Genomic DNA, 17,020 nt, shown 5'->3' with positions numbered 1-17,020 from the left:
CCCAACCTAGGTGGGGCGGGCCGCCGGGACAGCCGAATTAGTCGTCGACGTACGGGCAGTGCCGGCAGCCACGCCCGCAGCAGGTGCCCCGCCGGGCCAGGAAACCGGCGCTGAGGACGAACAGCCCGGTGGCCGGGTCGGGATAACCGGCGTCCCCGGCGGCGAGCGCGGCGGCGTGCGCGGCCAGGATCCGCGCCCGGTCGGGGTGCTCCGGCGACAGCCGGGACGGGTGCGGCTCGGTCAGCGGCCGGCCCGCCAACGGACGTCGTTGCCCACTCACCCGGTGAGTGTAAGGAGGGCTCGCTCCCCCACCCCTGGTGCGGGTCTGCGGATCCCCGCGCCCGGCCGGCAGGCCCCGCTGGTCGAGTCGCGCAGAGTCAGGGATCGTCGCAGCGGTGCGGTTTGCTCAGCCCACCGGCTACGCGAACCAGGTGAGCGCCTGGCCGTGGCCGCGGGTCCAGGCAAGCGGCCTGCCGTCGAGCGCGAGCACGTTGTGCAGCGTGTCGTCCTGCTGCCCCGGCAGACCCGGGTAGGGCAGCACCGCCGGGTCCTCGTTGGCGATCCAGTGGCCGGAAAGACCGCTCACCACCTCGACGAACGCGGCGCGGCGCGGCGGTGGCACCAGATACAGCACCGAGCTGTGGAACACCACGAGGGTCGCGTCGGACGGGGCCAGTGCCGCCACCTCCGGCAGGTCGTCGACCAGATCACCGCGGACGAGCAGCGGCGGGTCGGCCGCGACGACAGCCGCAGCAGCCTGCAGCCGCTCGCGGCGGTGCCCGTTCTCCGGCCAGATGAGGGCGTCCAGCCAGGCGATGTCGTCCGGATCGGTGACGTCGAGCGGGTTGAGGTCGAGGCCGGCCCGCCACACCACCTCGGGCAGGCGAGCCGGTGGCGTCGTGCCGGTGATCGCACAGTCGAGCGTCGGCGTACCTGTACCGAGCAGACGGTCGCCGTAACGGTACGCGTACCGGTCGGGGTAGAGGCACATGCCTGCCGACGCGCCCACCTCCAGCAGGGCGAGTGGCTGCGGCAACGAGGCCAGCACCGGCAGGAGGACGGCACAGCGCCCGGCCTCGTTCGTCTGCGTCGCCCTGGCCCGGATCTCCGCCGCGACAGCCGGCCAGTTGGCCCTGACGAATTCGCCGAACGCGGCCGGGTCCTCGACCGTACCGCCGCACAGTCGGACCACGGCGAACAGCAGATTCGGCTGGCGTTTGCCCGGCGGCAGGGTATCGAGAAGCGCCAGCAGGCTGCTGTCCCGGGCGACCGCGTGGGCCAGTCGCTCGTACGACGGTGAGACGCCGTGCGCCTCCCTGGTGGCGAACTCGACGTACCGGTCGGCTGTGGTCATGCCCCGATCATCCCCGTCCGGCGCGGCCCCCGGTGCGCCGCCGTCGGCGTGATCTGCGCGACGGGAGCGAGGTAGCGGCGTCCGGGTAGGACCGGTGCCGCTACCTCGCCCCACTGGGGTCGATCATGGGGACGGGACGCGGGAGGGCCGGCACCCGTCGGGTGCCGGCCCTCCCGTTCGACGCGTACGTCAGCTGCAACCGCTGGTGGAGCCGCAGCCCTCACAGACGTAGCAGCTGCCGGCGGGGCGCATCTTCGTGCCGCAGGTGAAGCAGAGCGGCGCGTCGGCGGCCTTGCCGATCACGGCCTCCAGCAGTTCGGTGGAGGAGCCCACGGCGGGCGCCGGCTTGGCGGCGGCCACCTCGGCCAGCTCCTGGGCCGGCTGGGCCAGCGGGCCGGTCTTCGGTTCGGTCACCTCGACCGGGGCCGAGGACGCCATCGCGGTCAGGTCCGTGCCGCTCATCTCCGCGTCGGCCTCGGCCCGCAGCTGCGCGGCCCGCTCCTTGGCGGTGAAGATGCCCAGCTCGGCACGACGCTCGTAGGGCAGGAAGTCCAACGCCAGCCGCCGGAAGATGTAGTCCATCACCGAGGCGGCCATCCGCACGTCCGGGTCGTCGGTCATGCCGGCCGGCTCGAAGCGCATGTTGGTGAACTTGCTGACGTACGTCTCCAGCGGGACGCCGTACTGCAGGCCGATGGAGATGGCCACCGAGAAGGCGTCCATCACCCCGGCCAGGGTCGAGCCCTGCTTGGACATCTTGAGGAAGACCTCGCCCAGCCCGTCGTCCGGGTAGGACGAGGCGGTGAGGTAGCCCTCCGCGCCGCCGACGGAGAAGGAGACCGTCTCCGACGGGCGCTTCTTCGGCAGCCGCTTACGCACCGGCCGGTACTCGACGACCTTCTCCACGGCGGCCGGGGCCGGCGTCTCGACGGCGGCCGGGGCGGCGGTCTTGTTCGGCTTGGCCACCGAGAGGGGCTGGCCGACCTTGCAGTTGTCCCGGTAGATCGCCAGCGCCTTCAGGCCGAGCTTCCAGCCCTCGAAGTAGATCTTCTCGACGTCGGCGACGGTGGCCTGCTCCGGCATGTTGACCGTCTTGGAGATGGCACCCGAGATGAACGGCTGGACGGCCGCCATCATCCGCACGTGACCCATCGGGGCGATGGACCGCTCGCCCATCGCGCAGTCGAAGACCGGGTAGTGCTCCGGCTTGAGGCCGGGGGCGTCCACCACGTGACCGTGGTCGGCGATGTGCTCGACGATCGCCTCGACCTGCTCCTCGGGGTAGCCGAGGCTGCGCAGGGCGCGCGGCACGGTCTGGTTGACGATCTGCATCGAGCCGCCGCCGACCAGCTTCTTGAACTTCACCAGCGCCAGGTCGGGCTCGACCCCGGTGGTGTCGCAGTCCATCATCAGGCCGATGGTGTTGTGGCTCACGAAGCCGGACGCCACGTACGTGACGTTCGCCGGCACCGAGAGGTCGTAGGTCGGCTGGATACCGCCGTCCTCGTTCGCCGCCACCGGCTCGAAGAGGTATCCGAGCGCGTGACCGAGCCGGTCGTCGCCGGTCTCGGCGAACAGCCGCATCGCCACCGCCCGGGGGACGCCCCCGGTCTTACGCAACGACTGGACGACCGTGTTCCGCAACTCGTGCCCCACCGGCGCCAGCAGGTCCCACACTGCGCCGGGCAGGTGGATCCGGTCCCGGTTGCCGGTCTGGGTCGGCTCGACGACCAACTGTCGGGTCTTACGGTCACCGAGGAAACCGACGATCTCCTCGAACCCGACCGCGTGCTCCATGTTGCGCAGCCGGACCTGCCACACGTCTGAACCGAGGCCGCTTGTGGTACGTCGGGTGGTCGTGGCCATCCCCAGCGTCAGCAGCATGGTACGCACCTCGGCGGCGAACGCCTCGGCGGACGTCGACAGCGACGGCACGCCGGCTACCACCGTCCCGTCGGCTTCGAAGAGGCCGCGAAGGAACGCCGCGTACACGGTGACGTCGTTGGTCTCCAACAGCGCCGACGGCACCCGTGGTACCCAGCCCTTGCCGCTGTGGTCGCCGTGCGGCAGGGTCTTGGCGAACCCGGCCGCCTGCCACCACCTGGCGAGCCGCACCGACTGAAGGGTGACCTCCTGGTAACCGGCCTGGGCCGCCACCACCGGCTCCAGACCGAAGAGCCCCTTGCCGAGCACCCGGAGCCGCTCGACGACGTCCAGGTCGGTGTCGGGCACACAGAACCGGATGCCCTTGGCGTGCAGGCTGCCGTCGCCCATGAAGTAACCGACCAGCTCGGCCAGGTCCGCGTCGACCGAGTCGGGCACGTGCAACCGCCGGTCGTCGGTGTAGTACGCCTGGTCGAGCACCGGAAGCGGCACCCGCCTCGGCTCGCCCACCAGGGTGCCGAGCTGGACCGGCACGAGGTCACCCACGACGACGTCCGCCATCCGCTTCCAGACCCACTCACCGGACTCCGGGTCGACGGCCTTGATCCGGTGGGCCAGGGTGCCCTGGATCCGGTAACCGCCCTCCGTGACCACCCGCCGGGTCGGCTCCTCGCCGTTGACGAAGAACTTCGTGGCCTGGCGGGCACCCTCGTCGGTGGAGACCTTCATGTCCAGGTCCTGCCAGCGGTCGCCGTACACGTCACCGATCTCGCCGAGCCGCGTCAGGCCCCGGTCGGTGGTGACCATCGTGTCGGCGGTGAGGCAGCCGGTCGGCGCCAGCACGGCGGCCTGCGAGTTGCGCCAGCCGTACCGGTCGCCGACCTTGTTGCCCTCGGTCCACTGCTTGGTGGCCTCCCGCGCGATGGCGGTGGCGACGGTGCCGGCCGGCTTGATGGCGTCGTTGGCGGCGGCGTGCTTGCGCATCACCCGCTTGTGCGGCTCGGCGTTGCGGGCGTAGCCGTCGTACGCGCCGACGATCGCGGCCAGCTCGGCCGAACGGCGGTACGCGGTGCCGGTCATCAGCGAGGTGATCGCCGCAGCCACCGACCGGCCCTGCTCCGAGTCGTACGGCAGGCCGGAGGCCATCAGCAGCGCGCCGAGGTTGGCGTAGCCGATGCCGAGCTGCCGGTAGGCGCGGGTGGTCTCGCCGATCTTGTCGGTGGGGAAGTCGGCGAAGCAGATCGAGATGTCCATCGCGGTGATGACGAACTCGACCGAACGGACGAACTTCTCCACCTCGAAGCCGCCGTCGGCGCGGAGGAACTTCATCAGGTTGAGCGAGGCCAGGTTGCACGAGGAGTTGTCCAGGTGCAGGTACTCCGAGCACGGGTTCGACGCGGTGATCCGGCCGGTCTCCGGGCAGGTGTGCCAGTCGTTGATGGTGTCGTCGTACTGCAGGCCCGGGTCGGCGCACTCCCAGGCGGCCTGGGCGATGGTACGGAACAGCTTCTGCGCGTCGATGGTCTCGATGGTCTGCCCGTCGAGGCGGCCCCGCAGGTCGAAGCCGCCGCCGTTCTCCACCGCCGCCATGAACTCGTCGGAGACCCGCACCGAGTTGTTGGCGTTCTGGTACTGGACGCTGACGATGTCGTTGCCGCCGAGGTCCATGTCGAAGCCGGCGTCCCGCAGCGCGCGGATCTTGTCCTCCTCGCGCGCCTTGGTGGTGACGAACTCCTCGATGTCCGGGTGGTCCACGTCGAGGATGACCATCTTGGCCGCGCGCCGGGTGGCACCGCCGGACTTGATCGTCCCGGCGCTGGCGTCCGCGCCGCGCATGAAGCTGACCGGGCCGGAGGCGGTGCCACCGGAGGAGAGCAGCTCACGCGACGACCGGATGCGCGACAGGTTGACCCCGGAGCCGGAGCCGCCCTTGAAGATCAGCCCCTCCTCCTTGTACCAGTCCAGGATGGAGTCCATCGAGTCGTCGACCGCCAGGATGAAACAGGCGCTGACCTGCTGCGGCGACGGGGTGCCGACGTTGAACCAGACCGGCGAGTTGAAGCTGAACACCTGGTGCAGCAGCATCCAGGTCAGCTCGTGCGCGAAGATCTCCGCGTCGGCCGGGTTGGCGAAGTAGCCGTGCTGCTCACCGGCGGCCCGGTAGGTGCTGACCACCCGGTCGATGAGCTGCTTGAGCGACCACTCCCGTTCCGGGGTCCCCACCGCGCCCCGGAAGTACTTGGTGGTGACGATGTTCGCCGCGTTGACGCTCCACGACTCGGGGAACTCCACCCCGCGCTGCTCGAAGTTGATCGAGCCGTCCCGCCAGTTGGTCATGACGACGTCGCGGCGCTCCCACGCCACCTCGTCGTACGGGTGCACGCCCTCGGTCGTCCAGACCCGCTGCACCTTCAGCCCCGTCGCCGCGCCGTTCTTCGCCGCCCGCGTCCGGCTTGTTGTCACGCCGTCCCCCGCCATCTCATCGGCCCCCTCGTCTGCGCGGCCACCCGCCACGCGTCGTCACTGTCGAAATCCAGGTCGTCACTTGGTAAAAGACTCAGTCGGTACGGTCGGCGGCCCCGGCCGCGTCGACGCGGGCCTGTGCGGCGGAACGGAGGGTCTCGATCTCCCGTTCGAAGTCGGCCAGCGAGTCGAACGAGCGGTAGACGCTGGCGAAGCGCAGGTAGGCCACCTCGTCCAGGTCGCGCAGTGGGCCCAGGATCGCCAGTCCCACGTCGTGGCTCGGCAGCTCGGCAGCTCCCTTGGCCCGGACGGTCTCCTCGACCTTCTGCGCCAGCAGCGCGATGGAGTCCTCGTCGACCGGCCGGCCCTGGCACGCCTTGCGTACCCCGCCGATGATCTTCGTCCGGCTGAACGGCTCGGTCACCCCGCTGCGCTTGACCACCGCGAGGACGGCCTCCTCGACCGTGGTGAACCGCTTGCCGCATTCCGGGCAGGAGCGCCGCCGCCGGATCAGCTGGCCGTCGTCGGCCTCGCGCGAGTCGACCACCCGGGAGTCGGCGTGCCGGCAGTACGGACACCGCATCGCCCGACCTCCTTGATCGACTGTGGGGCCGCCTGCCCGCCCGCCCCCGGGCACGCGTCGACCCGGCGCAACCGGTGTCGCCGGTCTCGCCGTGGTCGACGATACTGGAGTGCGGTGGGTAGTCGAACCCAACCTGTGGGCAACTTACGCCCGTGTGACTACTACATCTAGGGGTCGACCGTAGGCCGCCGGCCGGGTCGGGTCAAGTTGCCCGACTGTCCGGCGCGTCACGCCCGAACCGCCTCACCACCCCGGGCCCACCACCCCGGGCCCACCACCCCGGGCCCGTCGCCGCTCCCGGGGGTCGACAGCTCCAACCGACCGGACGCCGGGGAGGTTACCGGCCGTCCGGCCAGCCCGACCCGGACGGTTGACCGACCCGGCAGACCACCGAACCCCTCGAACACGGGTTCGAGGAGGACGTACCATCTACCAGAACAGGCGTACGAGTTACCAGGTTTTCCACCCGACACGCCGAGACGCGTCGTACAGATGTTTGAAAATGACCGATCTCACCTATACGGTCATGAACGACCGGGCACGGCGCACCACGTCGGTCCGGCACCGCGACACCCCGCGCGCACCACGAGCCGCCAAGGCACCCAGCGCCGACCAGGGAGGACGGACGTGACCGAGGACCGGGCCAACCGGCAGAAGAACCCGCAGCCGATCGCCGAGGCGGGTCCCCCGGCCACTCGGCGTCCCCGCGCCGCCCGCAGCCGGACCGGCCAACCGGCCGTCCGCCAGGTCACGCCGGTGGTCAGCGGCTTCCCCGACCCGGCCGCCGTCGACCTCACCGCCCGCCAGCGCCGCATCCTCGAATTCATCCGCAGCTGGGTGGAGCGGCACGGCTACCCGCCGAGCGTCCGCGAGATCGGCGAGGCGGTCGGCCTGGTCTCCCCGTCCAGCGTCGCCTACCAGCTCAAGGAGCTGGAAAAGAAGGGCTTCCTGCGCCGCGACCCCAACCGCCCCCGCGCGGTTGACGTCCGCGCCCCCGTCGACGCCGACGACGAGCTGAGCCGAGCCCAGCGCCCCACCCCGGCGTACGTGCCGATGCTGGGCCGGATCGCGGCCGGTGGGCCGATCCTGGCCGAGCAGGCGGTCGAGGACGTGTTCCCGCTCCCCCGCGAACTGGTCGGCGAGGGCGAGGTCTTCATGCTCCAGGTCAAGGGCGACTCGATGCTCGACGCGGCGATCTGCGACGGCGACTGGGTGGTGGTGCGGCAGCAGCCGATCGCCGAGGCCGGTGACATCGTGGCCGCGATGCTCGACGGTGAGGCGACCGTCAAGACCTACCGGCGACGCGACGGTCACGTATGGCTGATGCCGCAGAACCCGGCCTTCGACCCGATCCCCGGTGACGACGCCACCATCATGGGCCGGGTCGTGGCCGTGCTCCGCCGGATCTGACCTCGTCCCGCCCGGCAGCCTCCGGCGGAGGCTGCCGGTGCCGTCCCCGGTGACCGTGCCCCGCCCCGCAACGGCCGCGGCACGTGCCTGGTCGACCGCGCACGCCCGCGACCTGGGGAGAGGTCAGTAACGCTCGCCGCTGCGGCCGGGCGGTGGGCCGTACTGGCCGCCCCGCCGGTCGTCGTGGTCGTCGTCCCGGCGTGGACCGGAACGCGGCTCCCGGGGCCCACCCTCACGCCGTGGCGGTTCGGCCCGCCCGGCACCGTAGACACCGTCCCCACCACCCGCAGCGCCACCCCGCCCGCCCGCCGGGCCGGCACCACGCCCACCAGCGGGAGCACCGCCACGCCCACCGGCGGGAGGAGCACCGGGACCACCCACCGGAGCACCGCCACGCCCACCGGCCGGCGGCGCAGCACGACCACCCGGCGGAGGGCCACCACGTCCACCCGGCGGAGGACCGCCACGGGCACCGACCGGCGCACCACCGCGCCCCTCCGGTGGCGGACCGCCACGGCCACCCGGCGGGGTGCCACGCCCGGCCACCGGGGCACCACCACGGATCCCCGGCGGCCCACCACGCCCATCGGCCGGCACACCGCCGCGTCCACCGGCCGGCGCACCACCACGCCCACCCGCCGGCATACCGCCGCGTCCACCAGCCGGCGCACCACCGCGCGGGTCGGCGGCGGCCGGCGCACCACCCCGGGCACCACCGCCCGAAGCACCACCGCGCGGGCCGATACCCGGGGCGCCACCGCGCGGACCAGCACCGTCGGCACCGCCGCGTGGACCGGCACCGCCGGCCGGGGTGGCACCGCGTGGACCGGCACCGCCGGCCGGGGTGGCACCGCGTGGACCGGCACCGCCGGCCGGGGTGGCACCGCGTGGACCGGCACCGCCGGCCGGGGTGGCACCGTAGACACCACCGCCGGCAGGGCGACCTCCGCCGTAGACACCACCACCCGCCGGACGTCCGCCGCCCGCAGGGCTGCTACCTCCCGGACCGCCGGAGGGAACCGCTGCGGCTGCCGCTGGGGGCCGACCTCCGCCGTAGACCGCGCCGCCGGCCGGCCGGGCGGGGCCACCACCTGCCGCAGCACCGTAGACACCGCCGGTACGCGGCCGGTCCGGGGCCGGTTCGGCGGCAGGGGGAGACTCACCGGCCGGGAAGCCCTCGGCCCGGGACACCGCGCCGGAGGTGAAGACCTCGTCGTCGGGATCGTCAGGCATCTCGCCGGCCGCCGCGGCCCGCCTGCGCGACCGCACGATCCCGACGATGCCGGCCCCGACCAGCACCGCGCCGACCACCCCGACCGCACCGATCAGGTAGGTGATCTGGTCCAGGCTCAGGTTGTCGTACCAGGACCTGTCGGCTGCCGGCTTGGCTCCCGCCGCGCCCTCGACTGGTTCCGCGCCCTTGGTGGACGGGGTGTAGCCGAGGATGTCGATCGGGTCCTCCGGGGAGAGTTCCCCGCCGTCGGAGACGGTCACGAACCCGGTGCCGTCCGGGGTGTACGAGATGGCCTCGCCGAACGGGTCCGCCAACGGGGTGACCCGGGGCTTGCCGGTGGTCAACGCGGCCACGATGTCATCGCCCTTGACGTCGTACTCGAAGGCGTCGGCGTAGGTGCGCAGCACCACCCGGCTGCCGTCGGGCGAGCGGGCCGCCCCGGTGATGGCCACCCGACCGATGATGTTGAGCGGGTTGTCGGTGGTGGTCTTGGGCAGGGTGATCTCGCCGACCTTCTTCATCGGCACCGGATCGGCGTTGCCGCCGCTGTCGAGCTTCGTCTCCGGGGTGAAGATCTCCGCCTTGCCACTGGGCACCTTGGTGATCACCAGGGGCGACCCGTCCGCGCCGATCAGCAGCGCCTCGGCGTCGTGCGGCTTGCGCTCCGGGTACGACAGCCGGTGCAGCACCGGCTGCTTCGACCCGGTCACCGGCATCGTCCAGACCGCGACCCGGGTACGCCGTTCCCTGCTGGTCACGTTGTCACCGGTGTCGGCGATCCAGAGCGTCTTGCCGTCCGGGGAGAGGGCCAGGTCCTCCGTGTCGAACGGGCCGTCGCCGGAGAACTTGACCGGCTCCCTGGCGATCTTGCACTTGGTGTCGAGGAAGAAGACCCGCTTGCGGCTCTCCTGGAGGGTGCCGTCGTTGATCACGACATAGCCGGTCTTCGTGGCGACCAGGCCGGACAGCTCCCGCAGCCGCTCGTCCGTGATGGTGCACTTCTTCTTGCCGGCGACGGCCAACGGCGCCACCCCGACCAACGGCACCGCACCGGTCAACGGCACCGCACCGGCCAGCGGCACCGTCCCGACGGGGGTGGCCAGGACCGACGCCGCCCCGGAGGTGGCAGCGGAGACCGGTGCCGCTGCGGCAGCAGCGGGTGCCACGGCCACGCCGAACAGGGCGAGGGCAACCGTGACCGAGGAGACAGCGCGGCGCATGGCGTCAGTGTCGCATGCCGCCATGAACCTCAGGTCACACCGCAGCGCTCACCGACTGCCGGCCACCGCAGGGTCACCCGCCGCCACGAACGGAGTCAACTCGGCGGCGAGCGCCTCCCCCACCCGCACGTGCAGCAGGGTGCCCTCCGGGAGGTGGGAGGTGCTCAGCACCTCACCCTGCCGGTGCAGCCGGGCAACCAGGTCACCCCGGTCGTACGGCAGGACCGCGCGGACCTCCACGGCCGGACGCGGCAGCCGCTGTTCGATCACCTCACGCAGCCCCTCAAGGCCACGCCCACTGTGCGCGGAGACGAAGACCGCGTCCGGCCAGAGCCGCTTGAGCCGCAGCAGGGTCTCCTCGTCGGCGGCGTCGGTCTTGTTGACCACCAGCAGCTCGGGCAGCCGGTCGGCACCGACCTCGGAGAGCACCTCCCGCACCGCGCGGACCTGCTCCTCCGGGTCGGGGTGGGTGCCGTCGACCACGTGCACCACCAGGTCGGCCTCGGCGACCTCCTCCAGCGTCGAACGGAACGCCTCGACGATCTGGTGGGGCAGGTGCCGGACGAAACCCACCGTGTCGGACAGCGTGTAGAGCCGCCCGTCCGAGGTGGTGGCCCGGCGGGTGGTCGGGTCCAGGGTGGCGAAGAGCGCGTTCTCCACCAGCACGCCCGCGCCGGTGAGCCGGTTGAGCAGGCTCGACTTGCCGGCGTTGGTGTAACCGGCGATGGCGACCGCGGGAACGGCGTTACGGGACCGACGGGCGCGCTTGGTCTGGCGTACCGTCTTCATTGCCTTGATCTCCCGGCGCAACCGGGCGATGCGGTGGCGGATGCGCCGCCGGTCGGTCTCCAGCTTGGTCTCACCGGGGCCACGCAGACCCACGCCGCCACCGGCACCACCGCCGCGCCCGGAGCCACCGCTCTGCCGGGACAGCGACTCACCCCAACCACGCAACCGGGGCAGCAGGTATTCGAGCTGGGCCAGCTCGACCTGCGCCTTGCCCTCCTTGCTCTTGGCGTGCTGGGCGAAGATGTCGAGGATCAGCGCGGTGCGGTCGACCACCTTGACCTTGGTGCGCTGCTCCAGGTTGCGCAGCTGGGACGGGGACAGCTCACCGTCGCAGATCACCGTGTCGGCCCCGGTGGAGAGCACCGCCGCGCTGAGGTCGTCGACCTTGCCCCGGCCGACGTAGGTGGCCGGGTCGGGGCGGCTGCGGCGCTGGATCAGCCCTTCGAGCACCTGCGAACCGGCGGTCTCGGCCAGGGCGGCCAGCTCGGTCAGCGAATTGTCGGCGTCGCGCTGGGTGCCCTCGGTCCAGACGCCGACGAGGACGACCCGCTCCAGCCGGAGCTGGCGGTATTCGACCTCGGTGACGTCGGTCAGCTCGGTGGAGAGGCCGGGGACCCGCCGCAACGCCTGCCGCTCCGACAGCTCGTACTCACCGGTCGTGGCGTCGAGGTCGTCGTCCGAGAAGGGGGTGTGGGTCTCCTGGTCGCGCAAGCTGCGTCTCCTGTCCGTTCTGTGCATGTACCGAGTAATCCTGACACGGGTCAACGCGGAACGCGACTGCTATATGCCCGTGGTGGAGGTCGCCGAACGCGGGGGCGGCTGCCGCCGCGGCCCGGTGGGCGAGTAGAAATGGCGACGAGCCGCCAGCGACGACGGAGGTATTTCCGTGGCCATCACCAGACTGCCGAGTGCCGGATTCTCGATCACGATCCGGATCGCGGTCCCCGCGGACGCCTCCTCGATCGGCCGGCTGACCACGTCGGTCGGCGAGGCCGGCGCGATCGTCACCGCACTCGACGTGGTCGACTCCGACCCGACCCACGTGATCGTCGACCTCACCTGCGACACCGCCGACGCCGGCCACGCCGACCAGGTCGTCGAGGCGCTCACCGCGCTCGACGGGGTGGACGTGCGCAAGGTGTCCGACCGGACGTTCCTGCTGCACCTCGGCGGCAAGATCGAGGTGCACTCGAAGGTCGGGCTGCGGACCCGCGACGAGCTGTCCCGGGCGTACACCCCGGGGGTGGCCCGGGTCTGCATGGCGATCGCGGAGAACCCGGCGGACGCCCGGCGGTTGACCATCAAGCGCAACACGGTCGCCGTGGTCAGCGACGGCTCGGCCGTGCTCGGCCTGGGCAACCTCGGCCCGGCGGCGTCGCTGCCGGTGATGGAGGGCAAGGCGGCGCTGTTCAAGCGCTTCGGCGGGGTGGACGCCTGGCCGGTGGTGCTGGACACCCAGGACACCGACGAGATCGTGGCGATCGTCAAGGCCATCGCCCCCGCGTACGGCGGGATCAACCTGGAGGACATCGCCGCGCCGCGCTGCTTCGAGATCGAGGCCCGGCTGCGGGAGCTGCTGGACATCCCGGTCTTCCACGACGACCAGCACGGCACCGCGATCTGCGTGCTGGCCGCGCTGACCAACGCACTGCGCGTCGTGGGCAAGCAGCTCGCGGACGTCCGGGTGGTCGTCTCCGGGGCCGGCGCGGCCGGCACCGCGATCATGAAACTGCTGCTGCGCCAGGGCGTCGGCGACATCATCGCGTACGACCGGCAGGGCGCCCTGCACCGTGGGCTGACCGGCCTCAACCCGGCCTGGCAGTGGCTGGCCGAGAACACCAACCGGGACAACTACGCCGGCGACCTGGCCGGTGCGGTCCGGGGCGCAGACGTCTTCATCGGGGTGAGCGCCCCCAACCTGCTCACCGGCGACGACGTCGCCACCATGGCCAAGGACGCGATCGTCTTCGCGCTGGCCAACCCCGATCCGGAGGTCGACCCCCGGGAGGCCCGCAAGCACGCCGCGATCGTCGCGACCGGCCGCTCCGACCAGCCGAACCAGATCAACAACGTGCTCGCCTTCCCGGGCGTGTTCCGGGGCATGCTCGACGCGCACGCCGAGGAGTTCACCGAGGAGATGGCGATCGCGGCGGCCCGGGCCATCGCCGACGTGGTCGGCGAAGACAAGATCAACCCGACGGTGATCGTGCCGAGCGTCTTCGACTCCCGGGTCGCCCCGGCGGTCGCCGCCGCAGTCCGCGCCGCCGCCCAGAACCCGGCTGCGACGCCACCCCGGCCGCCGACCCCGGCCCCGCCGACCTCCCCGAAGTCGCCGCCACCGCCAGCGCCACCCCCTGACCCCCTCCCCTCCCCTCCCCCGCGAGCCCCACTCCCCACCGGCCAGCCCGACTCGACTGGCCCCGGCTCGCCCAGGCTCGGCTCGCCCCAGGCTCGGCTCGCCCCGGTGATCAAGAGGTTTGCGTCACTCCGCCCGGCACCCATGACGTAAACCTCTTGATCACCACGCACCCTCCCCGCCCGGCCCCGGTGATCAAGAAGTTTGCGTCATTCCGCCCGCCATCTTTGACCCGAACCTCTTGATCACCGCGCGTCACCTCGTCGGGACCGGGTGATCAAGAGGTTTACGTCATCCGTCACGCCGATTCTGACGCAAACCTCTTGATCAACGAGACGAGACGGGGTGAGACGGGGCAGAGCGGGGTGGGGAGGGCGGCGGGGGGTCAGGGGAGGGTGAGGGTGCCGGTGGCCACGAGGATGGCGGGGCCGGCGAGCCAGCACGAGTCGGTGGTCACCGTGACCGTGAGGCGGCCACCGGGGACGTCGACCGCCACGACGCCGGTGTCCCGGGCGGCGTCGCGTAGCGCCACGGCGGCGACCGCGCAGGCGCCGGTGCCGCAGGAGAGGGTTTCCGCCGAGCCACGTTCGTAGACCCGCATCAGCACGTGGCCGTCGGTGCCGTCCAGCGGGGCACCGGGGGTGGTGAACTCGACGTTCACCCCGTGTGGGAAGACCCGGGGGTCGAATTCGGGCGCGCGGGTCAGGTCCAGGTCGGTCAGGTCGATGCCGGCCGGCAGGGCACAGACCAGGTGCGGGTTGCCGACGTCCACCGCCGTGCCGGGCAGGGTGAGCCCGCTCAGGGCGGCATGCGACGCGTCGTACAACCGGGGGCGGCGCATCTCGACGGCGATGGTGTCGCCGTCGACCCGGGCCCGCACGAGGCCGGCGCGGGTGGCCACCGGCAGGGTTCCGTCGGTCGCGGTGGCCAGGCCGGTCGCGAGCAGGTAGCGGACGAAGACCCGGGCCCCGTTGCCACACATTTCGGCGAACGAGCCGTCGGCGTTCCAGTAGTCCATGAACCACTCGGCCTCATCGGCGAGGGCCACCCCGTCGGGGTGTTTCGCGGCGCGCACCACCCGTAACACGCCGTCGCCGCCGAGGCCGCGCCGTCGGTCGCAGAGCCCGGCGACCAGGTCGGGGGTCAGGTCGAGGGTGCCGTCCGGGTCGGGCAGGATGACGAAGTCGTTGCCGGTGCCGTGCCCCTTGGTGAACTCCACGCCCCCATCATGGCCGATGCCCGGAGACGACCCGCAGCGCAGTGTCGACAAACGTCGGCGCGGTCGGGTCCAGCCAGTGGATGCGCTGGTCACGGCGGAACCAGGAGCGTTGCCGTCGGACGAACCGCCGGGTGGCCCGGACCGTCTCGTCGCGGGCCTGCGCCTCGTCGGTCTCCCCGGCCAGGAACCGCAGCACCTGCTGGTAGCCGAGGGCCCGGCTGGCCGTCCGGCCGTCGGCCAGGCCGTGCCCGCACAGCGTACGGACCTCGGCGACCAGCCCGTCGGCCCACATCCGGTCGACCCGCGCCGCGATCCGCTCGTCGAGCAGCGCGGTGTCGAGGTCGACGCCGAGCTGCACCGCCGGGTAGTACGGGGTCGGGTCGGGCAGCGAGGCGGTGAACGGCGCCCCGGTCAGCTCGATCACCTCCAGGGCCCGGACGATGCGTCGACCGTTGCCGGGCAGGATGCCGGCCGCCGCGACCGGGTCCGCCCCGGCCAGCCGGGCGTGCAGCGGGCCGGGCCGAGCTGCGCCAGTTCCGCCTCCAGCCGTCCGCGTACCGCCGGGTCGGTGCCGGGGAACTCGAACTGTTCGAGCACCGCCCGCACGTACAGGCCGGAGCCGCCGACGAGCAGCGGCACCCGCCCCCGGGCCAGGATGTCGTCGACCGCCGCGCGGGCCAGCCGCTGGTACTCGGCGACGCTGGCCGGTTCGGTGACCGGCCAGATGTCCAGCAGGTGGTGCGGCACCCCGTCCCGCTCCGCCGTGGTGAGCTTGGCGGTGCCGATGTCCATCCCCTGGTAGAGCTGCATCGAGTCGGCGTTGACCACCTCCCCGCCGAGGGCGTGCGCGAGGGCGATGCTCAGCGCCGACTTGCCCGCCGCAGTCGGCCCGACCACGGCGACGACCGTGCCGCTCACCGCGCCGCCCCGCCCGTGCCCGCCCCGTCCGTCCCGGCCGGCGGGGACCAGGAGGCCACCAGGTAGCCCACCCCGTAGGGATGCGAGTGGTGGCGCAGCTCGCCGCGCCAGTCGCCGCCGGCCGCCCTCACCGCGCCGGCCAGCACCTGCCAGGCGGGCCGGCCGGCGGCCCCCAGCTGCGCCGAGACCACCGGGTCCAGGTCGAGCAGCGCGTCGGTGTCCGCGTCGGCCAGGGCCCGGGCAACCCCTTCGTCGTACGCCCCGGCGCGCGGGTCGTCGTAGCCGGGTGCCTTCGGCCCGTGGCAGGACGAGCCGTCGCCCAGCACCAGCAGGGCCCACGGCCCGTCCACCCGTAGGCCGGCCCCGAGGGCGGCACACCGGTCGACCGGTTCGTCGGACCCGATGCTCACCATCCGCCAGGCCACCGATGTCGGGGGGGCGACCCGGTCGACCAGCCAGGCCCCGACCAGCAGGCTCAGCGGCAGCCGATCGTCGCCGCTGCCGGGGTCGGTGGGGGCCGGTCCCCCGCCGAGGCGTACCGCCAGGGGCAGGCCCCAGGGGGCGAAGCTGCCCTGGCGGGGCAGGTCCAGTTCGACCGTGCGCTCTCCGGCGCCGACCAGCACGACGGTGCCCGCCCCGGCGGTGTGGAGGGCGGTGACGGCGGCGGTACAGGCGGCGCGCAGCTCCGCCAGCTCGGGCGCGGCGGCCCCGGCCAGCTCGGGCACGATCAGCGGCGGGTGCGGGCAGACGGCGGCGGCGACCAGAGGCACCAGGCAACGTTAGCGGCCCGGCACCGCCCGCCCCGCCTGCCCCACCGCTGCGGCAGCCCGACCACCGAACCGAGTCGGTCGGCAGCCCGGGGACGACCCGGCCGACGGCCCGACACCAGGAGCGACCCGGCCGACGGCCCGACACCAGGAGCGACCCGGCCGACGGCCCGACACCTGGAGGGACCCGCCCGGCGTCCGACGCCGGAACCAGCCGGTTCGGCAGGCCGCGGCGGGATCAGGCCGGTTGGCCGCCCCAGCCGCCCTGGACCATGGTCTGGAACCGCCACCGCCCGCCGGTGCGGACCATCAGGTCGGCGTAGCGCACCCGTTGGCGTTCGCCGTCGAGGGTGAACTCGGCCTCGGTGAGCACCACGGCCAGGCTCCGGGTGAGGAAGTAGGGCGTGCGGCGGCTCTCCATCCGCAGGTCGCCACCGCCGCCGAGCACGCCGCCCATCATCTCCAGGTAGGCCGCCCGGTCGAGCTGGCGGGCGGAGCCCTCCCCCGAGGCGTCGTCGGTGACGGTGTTCAGCGGGAACATCGCCAGCTCGGCGGTGCCGGCGACGTCACCCGCCTCGGCCAGGGCGTCGTAGTGGCGGAACCACGCGTCCAGCTCGGCGAGATCGGCCTCGTCGGGCACGAAACCGGGGTCGGCCGGGGGCGTCATCCGGGTGTGGGACTGGGTCATCCTGCTCCTCCTCGTCCGCCCGTCGATAGGGCGGCAGTGTCTCGTACGCCCTACCGTACAGCGTACGCCGGAATGCGACACTCCCCCCACGGAGTCTGTGTGTGGGTGCTAGGACACCGTATGGTCACGGTCAGA

Annotated in this window: 8 protein-coding genes and 6 pseudogenes; 2 read left to right on the top strand and 12 right to left on the bottom strand. The window is 72.6% G+C overall.

The window, feature by feature from the left end; genetic code table 11:
• Positions 1-37: 37 nt before the first annotated feature.
• The 6 genes and pseudogenes from J7462_RS28230 to nrdR form a co-directional block, all read right to left on the bottom strand.
• The gene (locus J7462_RS28230) at positions 38-280 is read right to left on the bottom strand and encodes a DUF5522 domain-containing protein (protein ID WP_219468635.1); all 243 of its coding nucleotides are present in this window, start codon (positions 278-280) and stop codon (positions 38-40) included.
• A 138-nt stretch (positions 281-418) separates the two neighbouring features.
• Positions 419-1,354, bottom strand: coding sequence for a DUF2332 domain-containing protein (locus tag J7462_RS28225; RefSeq protein WP_219468631.1), 936 nt, complete (start codon positions 1,352-1,354; stop codon positions 419-421).
• A gap of 189 nt (positions 1,355-1,543) precedes the next feature.
• Positions 1,544-2,779, bottom strand: a pseudogene (locus tag J7462_RS33465) (vitamin B12-dependent ribonucleotide reductase); the annotation flags it as partial.
• Positions 2,780-3,628, bottom strand: a pseudogene (locus J7462_RS33760) (LAGLIDADG family homing endonuclease); the annotation flags it as partial.
• Between the two features lie 429 nt (positions 3,629-4,057).
• Positions 4,058-5,716: pseudogene (locus J7462_RS33455) on the bottom strand (vitamin B12-dependent ribonucleotide reductase); the annotation flags it as partial.
• 79 nt (positions 5,717-5,795) lie between these two features.
• Entirely contained in the window at positions 5,796-6,284 is a 489-nt protein-coding gene (gene nrdR / locus J7462_RS28205) for a transcriptional regulator NrdR (RefSeq protein ID WP_219468628.1), read from the bottom strand.
• Between the two features lie 627 nt (positions 6,285-6,911).
• Between nrdR and lexA the strand changes: the two genes are divergently transcribed.
• Positions 6,912-7,694 carry a transcriptional repressor LexA gene (lexA, locus tag J7462_RS28200; protein WP_208569562.1) on the top strand — a complete coding sequence of 261 codons (783 nt, stop codon included), beginning with the start codon at positions 6,912-6,914 and terminating at the stop codon, positions 7,692-7,694.
• Between the two features lie 555 nt (positions 7,695-8,249).
• Here the strand turns inward: lexA and J7462_RS28195 are convergent.
• A pseudogene (locus J7462_RS28195) lies at positions 8,250-10,148 on the bottom strand (hypothetical protein); the annotation flags it as partial.
• Between the two features lie 48 nt (positions 10,149-10,196).
• Positions 10,197-11,675: a GTPase HflX gene (hflX, locus tag J7462_RS28190; protein WP_244253122.1), complete on the bottom strand. Its 1,479-nt coding sequence runs from the start codon at positions 11,673-11,675 to the stop codon at positions 10,197-10,199.
• 148 nt (positions 11,676-11,823) lie between these two features.
• Between hflX and J7462_RS28185 the strand changes: the two are divergent.
• Positions 11,824-13,295: pseudogene (locus J7462_RS28185) on the top strand (NAD-dependent malic enzyme).
• A 383-nt stretch (positions 13,296-13,678) separates the two neighbouring features.
• Here the strand turns inward: J7462_RS28185 and dapF are convergent.
• The 4 genes and pseudogenes from dapF to J7462_RS28165 all read right to left on the bottom strand — a co-directional run bounded on the left by dapF (position 13,679) and on the right by J7462_RS28165 (position 16,885).
• Entirely contained in the window at positions 13,679-14,512 is an 834-nt protein-coding gene (gene dapF, locus J7462_RS28180) for a diaminopimelate epimerase (RefSeq protein WP_219468623.1), read from the bottom strand.
• A gap of 7 nt (positions 14,513-14,519) precedes the next feature.
• Positions 14,520-15,481, bottom strand: a pseudogene (miaA, locus tag J7462_RS28175) (tRNA (adenosine(37)-N6)-dimethylallyltransferase MiaA).
• Positions 15,427-16,200, bottom strand: coding sequence for a class III extradiol dioxygenase subunit B-like domain-containing protein (locus J7462_RS28170; RefSeq protein WP_219468619.1), 774 nt, complete (start codon positions 16,198-16,200; stop codon positions 15,427-15,429). The pseudogene miaA and the gene J7462_RS28170 overlap by 55 nt, the downstream one beginning before the upstream one ends.
• A gap of 235 nt (positions 16,201-16,435) precedes the next feature.
• On the bottom strand, positions 16,436-16,885 hold the full coding sequence (locus tag J7462_RS28165; RefSeq protein WP_219468618.1) for a hypothetical protein: 450 nt from the start codon (positions 16,883-16,885) through the stop codon (positions 16,436-16,438).
• Positions 16,886-17,020: the final 135 nt, after the last annotated feature.

The sequence above is a fragment of the Micromonospora sp. RL09-050-HVF-A genome, assembly GCF_019374995.1.
In the GTDB taxonomy this organism is placed as follows: Bacteria; Actinomycetota; Actinomycetes; order Mycobacteriales; family Micromonosporaceae; genus Micromonospora; species Micromonospora antibiotica.
This window is presented reverse-complemented; position numbering and strand designations above follow the sequence as displayed.